The sequence below is a fragment of the Sphingorhabdus sp. genome, assembly GCF_044357595.1.
In the GTDB taxonomy this organism is placed as follows: Bacteria; Pseudomonadota; Alphaproteobacteria; order Sphingomonadales; family Sphingomonadaceae; genus Sphingorhabdus_B.
This window is the reverse complement of record NZ_JBIKPH010000148.1, coordinates 1-5,519: the sequence shown is the minus strand read 5'-3', so window position 1 is coordinate 5,519 and position 5,519 is coordinate 1. Positions and strand designations below refer to the sequence as shown.

At 55.0% G+C, this 5,519-nt stretch carries 6 protein-coding genes and 1 pseudogene; 3 read left to right on the top strand and 4 right to left on the bottom strand.

Translation table 11 applies throughout. The features are described from left to right. Positions 1-124: 124 nt before the first annotated feature. Positions 125-634, bottom strand: coding sequence for a protein-export chaperone SecB (gene secB / locus ACIQ2T_RS11710; protein WP_315470549.1), 510 nt, complete (start codon positions 632-634; stop codon positions 125-127). A 239-nt stretch (positions 635-873) separates the two neighbouring features. On the opposite strand from secB, the gene ACIQ2T_RS11705 reads away from it, so the two are divergent. Genes ACIQ2T_RS11705 through ACIQ2T_RS11695 form a run of 3 tightly spaced genes read left to right on the top strand, consistent with a single transcriptional unit; the run spans position 874 to position 3,352 of the window. Continuing rightward, complete coding sequence (locus tag ACIQ2T_RS11705; RefSeq protein WP_397590973.1) at positions 874-1,533, top strand: Tim44/TimA family putative adaptor protein; 660 nt, start codon at positions 874-876, stop codon at positions 1,531-1,533. A 12-nt stretch (positions 1,534-1,545) separates the two neighbouring features. Continuing rightward, entirely contained in the window at positions 1,546-2,790 is a 1,245-nt protein-coding gene (locus tag ACIQ2T_RS11700; RefSeq protein ID WP_397590972.1) for a murein transglycosylase A, read from the top strand. A 7-nt stretch (positions 2,791-2,797) separates the two neighbouring features. Continuing rightward, entirely contained in the window at positions 2,798-3,352 is a 555-nt protein-coding gene (locus ACIQ2T_RS11695) for a Smr/MutS family protein (protein ID WP_397590971.1), read from the top strand. Here ACIQ2T_RS11695 and dapE read toward each other — a convergent pair. From dapE to ACIQ2T_RS11680, 3 genes and pseudogenes are all read right to left on the bottom strand, one after another. Next, positions 3,349-4,488: a succinyl-diaminopimelate desuccinylase gene (gene dapE / locus ACIQ2T_RS11690; RefSeq protein WP_397590970.1), complete on the bottom strand. Its 1,140-nt coding sequence runs from the start codon at positions 4,486-4,488 to the stop codon at positions 3,349-3,351. The genes ACIQ2T_RS11695 and dapE overlap by 4 nt on opposite strands. A gap of 39 nt (positions 4,489-4,527) precedes the next feature. After that, positions 4,528-4,968 carry a hypothetical protein gene (locus tag ACIQ2T_RS11685; RefSeq protein ID WP_397590969.1) on the bottom strand — a complete coding sequence of 147 codons (441 nt, stop codon included), beginning with the start codon at positions 4,966-4,968 and terminating at the stop codon, positions 4,528-4,530. A gap of 14 nt (positions 4,969-4,982) precedes the next feature. Then, positions 4,983-5,519 (bottom strand): annotated as a pseudogene (locus tag ACIQ2T_RS11680) (hypothetical protein); the annotation flags it as partial.

Sequence of the window (5,519 nt, the reverse complement as noted above, 5' to 3'; positions counted from 1 at the left end):
GCACCAACATAGCGCGCCATAAGCATATCGCGCACAAGGCCAAGCACGCGGCTGACTAATGTCAGCCCCCCTATGGTTATGCTGTTACGAACCAGGCTCATATGTGCACCTGGCGCAACCGGCTTCAGGCTTCGCCGGCAGGCTGCGTCTCTGCCATTTGCTGGGCTTGCGCCAATTGCTGGACGTACAGCGCGTTAAAATCGATCGGTTCAAGCACCAGTGGCGGGTAGCCTGCGTCGCGGACGGCGTCGGCAACGATTCTGCGTGCAAATGGGAACATCAAACGAGGGGCTTCGCCAAACAAGAACGGATGCGCTTGCTCTTCGGTTACATTGCGCAAACCGAACAAGGTGCCGTAATCCAGCTCGACGGAGAAATGCACGCCATTGTCGCTCTCTGCTTTGACAGCAAGCTTCAGGGTGATTTCATGAACTTCATCGGTGATTGCATTGGCTTGAATGTTAACTTGAACATCAATCTGTGGCGCGCCATCCCAGTTAAAACTGTGCGGAGCGTGCGGATTTTCAACCGACAAGTCCTTGATATACTGGTTTAACATTCCGACGGCGGGTGCGGTGTCTTCGCCATTGGCTTTTACATTTTCGGAAACGATGGTGCCTGTTTCATCAGCCATGATATGTCGTGCTTTCTTATTTGTTGAACTGGTCAGTAAAATGCGACTGTTAATGGCCGTGTCGCCTAGCAGGCGTACTGTCAAAGGGCAATGATACTTGCACGCGCCGGGAACCGCAATTTTCTTTGGGGAAAGCCCTTTGAAACCCGCATCATTAATGCTTATATGCTTTTTATGCAGCGCCAAGCGGACGCCTTCGCACAGCGCATGCCCTTAGATTTTTGCCGGATGGAGACGTCGTGACGTTCACTATTGTATTGCTAGCTCTTGTTGCAGCTTTCTTGGGCCTTCGCCTGTACTCCGTGCTTGGAAAACGTACAGGCCATGAACAAGAGCCCGTGGCGCGTCGTCCCATAGAAACGGCGAATCCGCCACTTGTGCGCCAGCCATCTGCAGGTGGTGACAGTGCTGCGGCCTTGCCATCACTGGATGCGACAAATGCAGACACGGCAGCGCAAAGCGGCCTGAAGGCAATCGCCAATGCTGATCGCAGCTTTGATCTTGGACGTTTTGTCGAAGGATCAAAGTCGGCTTATAAGATGATATTGGAAGCCTATTGGAAGGGCGATAAAGAATCTTTGCGCGATTTGTGCGATGACGATGTTTATGACAGCTTTGCCGAAGCGATCGACGGGCGCAGCACGCGCGGCGAAACGCTTCAGAACCGTCTGGTCCGCATTGACGACATCCGAATTGTTGATGCCCGCTACGACCATCCGATGGCCCGCGTGTCGGTCCGTTTTGATGCTGACATCGCTGCTTTGGTCAAAGATGCCGATGGAAATATCATTGGCGGCTCGATGACTGATGCCGTTGAAACGCACGATATTTGGACATTCATGCGCGATGTAAAGTCGTCTAGCCGAAACTGGAAGCTTGACGAAACCGACTCGGTCTGATTCATCTGGGCGATGAAACGCGCCCTTTTAGCTCTCGGTTTATCCGCACTTACTCTGTCTGCTTGTTCAAGCGGGATCATCCCTAAAGGCGGTCCTGCAAGTTCGTCGGGTTCCCCGACTTTAGCGCGTCCCGCAGAATATAAGCCTGCCAAACCAATCCCATCGACTCCCGAAGCGACATTGCCGCCGCCTGTGCAAACGGGTGATGGAACTAACGCTGCGGCTCTAGGCGCAGTGCGCGGGCCGCAAATTGGTACTTTGCAGGTTGATGCGCGCCAAGCGAACCTTGCTATGGAAAGTTTTAAGACAAGCTGCCCCGGCCTTGTGCGGCGCAACGACAATAGCGGTCTTACGCAGGGAAGTGATTGGATACCTGCCTGTGATGCAGTGAAAACATGGACGGGTGATGCCATATCCTTCTTTGCTGCGCACATGGATGCGGTGCAGGTCGGCGATGGCAAGGCATTTGCCACGGGCTATTATGAACCCGAGATCGCGGGCTGCCGCACGCCGCAAGCGGCATGTAATGTTCCGATCTACAAACGACCCGCTGACCTTATCGACGTTGACCTTGGGCAATTCTCTAACGATCTTAAAGGCAAGAGCATCAGGGGCAAGGTAGCTGGCACAAAGCTGGTTCAATATGATGACCGAGCCGCCATCGACAATGGCGCGCTGGCGGGACGCGGTCTCGAGATCGCTTACGCGGTTGACCCTATCGAGTTCTTCTTTTTGCAAATTCAAGGATCGGGCCGGCTTAAGCTTCCCGATGGCGGGGTTATGCGCATCGGGTATGAAAGCCAAAACGGGCGCGCATATACTGGCATCGGGCGCTTGATGAAGGATCGCGGTTTGATAACCGACGGGTCGATGCAGGGTATTGTGGCCTATCTGCAAGCCAATCCTGATGAAGGGCGCAAAATCATGGAGGAAAATAAAAGCTATGTGTTTTTCCGCGAACTGACCGGCGCTGGTCCTTTGGGGGCAATGGGCTATCCTGTCGTGGGTGAAGCAAGCATTGCGGTCGATGTGAAATATATACCGCTGGGTGCGCCCGTGTGGTTGTCCATGGATCGGGCGGAACCCAATGGCATTTGGATCGCGCAAGACACGGGCGGCGCCATCAAGGGCGCCAACCGCGTGGATACATTCTGGGGAGCAGGTGACCGCGCCCGTGCCATTGCCGGCGGCATGGCGGCACGCGGAGCGGCGCTCATTTTCTTGCCAAAGGCTGCGATTGCGCGGCTCGGGCTATAAAGCTGTCATGGCGCGGCATCTCGACAGCACGGAAAAGTCCCTTTGGGGCAAGGTCATTGAGACTGTAAAACCCATGCACGGCGGTAAGGCAAAGCCTGTGCCTGTTGCAACGCCATCTGCTGACAAGGCTGCATTGGCAAAGTTTTTGAATGTAAAGCCAAAGCCTGTCACAGCCGATTCAAAACCAAGACATGTGCCCGTACACGCTAAAATCGCGCCTGTTCCGCATAATCTTGACGGGCATTGGGACAGACGCATCACACGGGGCAGTATCCTCCCCGATGTCAGTATCGATTTGCATGACGCGTCCTTATCATTGGCGTACAACAGGTTGGATGGCGCGCTGGAACAGGCAATTTCGCAACGTATGAAAGTGGTGCTGTTGGTAACAGGAAAACCACGCGCGCATGATCGTGCAAGTGGTGAGGGCAGGGGCGCAATTGCTGCTGTTGTCCGCGACTGGCTCGCGGCATCGCGTCATGCGCAGCATATTTCGGCGGTGCGCAATGCCCACCCCCGTCACGGCGGCGCAGGCGCGCTGTATATCATGCTGAAAAGCTAGGCAGCCAGCATTTTGAGCGCAACGCGCCGGTAAATTTCGGTCAGTGCTGACAAGTCGGCTATAGCGACGGCCTCATCCAATTTATGCATGGTCGCATTGCACAGGCCAAACTCCACTACTGGACATATTTTTGTGAGGAACCGAGCATCGGAAGTGCCACCGGTTGTCGATGGTTCGGGTGCGATACCCACCACTGCCTCAACCGCCTCTGATATAGCGTCTGAAAACGCGCCAGGAGGGGTCAGGAAGGCCTCCCCTGATATCATGGCGGTCAGAATACCCCCATGGGCCTCAACGCGTTCACGGACGCGCGCAACGAGCGCCTCGCCATTGTGCAAATCGTTGAACCGGATGGAAAGCCGGGCTTTGGCTTTTGCCGGGATGACGTTGGTCGCCTTGTTCCCGACATTCAGGTCCGTGATCTCGATATTGCTTGCTTGGAACCAGTCCGTGCCTTCATCGAGCGTGATTGCTTCGATTTCTGCCAGAATAGCAACAAGCTTAGGGATAGGGTTGTCCGCAAGATGCGGGTAAGCGACATGGCCCTGCGTTCCAGCCACCGAAATCCACATATTGACGGATCCGCGCCTGCCAATTTTCATCATGTCACCAAGCCGGTTGACGCTTGTTGGTTCACCGACAAGACATGCGTCGGGAATACTGCCGCGTGCCTGCATATGCGTGATCAACGCCCGCGTGCCGTGAATCGCCGGCCCTTCTTCATCACCGGTGATAATCATGCTGATCGTGCCAGCGTCCTTCGGAATATCATGAAGCGCAGCGACAAAGGCAGCGATGCTGCCCTTCATATCGACGGCGCCACGCCCATGCAAAAAGTCGCCTTTTATCTCAGGCACGAAAGGATTGCTGGCCCAGCCATCGCCGGACGGCACAACGTCAACATGACCGGCAAAAGCAAAATGTCGTCCACCTGATTCACGGATCGCGAATAGATTTTCAACGGGCGCGCCATGTGCCGGGTTGTCGTCATTCTCACCTGAAATGAAGCGCTCGACTGTAAAACCCAGCGGGGCAAGCATATCCTCAAGCACGTCGAAAACGCCGCCAGTTGCGGGCGTAACGCTTTCGCAAGCCATCAGGTGTTGGGCGTAGTCAAGTGCAGAAATATTGGTCATTGATCCGGAGCGTTACGGATAAACGGCATCCAAAACAAGTCAGACGTCGGCTTTGCGCAAAGCCTTTTCCGTCAGCGCTGCGTCGCCATGAACTACGCCGACAATAGCCACGCTCCCATCTGCTTCGCGGCGGCCAACGAGCAGTACAAATTCGTCGCCAGCGCCAGAAAATTCACGCAAATCCCTCTTGCGTGCGGAGCGTAAGCGCGGACGGGGGTCGGTTGATGCAGGCGAAAGCGCAATGCCTGCGGCCAACTTTTTCGCGCGACGTTCCGCGCTAACAATAGCTTTTAGGCCGCGGTCATGTTTGGCGAGTAGGTTGGCAAGGCCGCCCATGGGAACCGTATTGCGCTGTGCAAACTTCAGCGCGGATGCGAACTCGGTCAGCCGGGTTTTGTTATAGCCGGCGCCGAACACCAATTTGACGATAGGCGTAAACGGCGCGCGTTCCTGAGCCGTCAAGCCAGCATCGCACAACAATTCGGCATATTCCTCTAACTTTCGGCAGCCATGAGGGCAAAGTCATGCGCTTTGCCAATCGCCTGATACAACGCATCGCGCGTGCGTTGATCAGAATCGCGCGCGTGGTCGGCACATTGCCGTGCGGCATCCAGCCAATCGGCAAGGCAGAATTTTTCCAAGATCGGCGTATCCAGAAGAAGTTCCGGTTTCTCGAAAATACCAATATCGTGCATATCTCCAGGCGTGGCAGGGTCAAACAAATGGCTAGCGATTGGACTATTGGTCCATACCGACACATGTTCGTGTCGATGCGGTACCGATGCCAGCGATTGCTCTACCGCAAGCTGAAGCGGCGCGCTCATCTCTTCGGAAGCGACCTCTCTCCAATTGATCACCCCATAGATGAAATCAATCATGTCATCGTCTGACGAATATGGAAGCAAGATGCCGCGATACATGATGTTATTGCCGCGATCGTTTATGAATTCAGCCTCGAACCCGATGGGTGCGCGGTTGGCGATGATTTGCAGATAATGGTCGGTAATCCGCGATAGCAAAGACCGACCCGG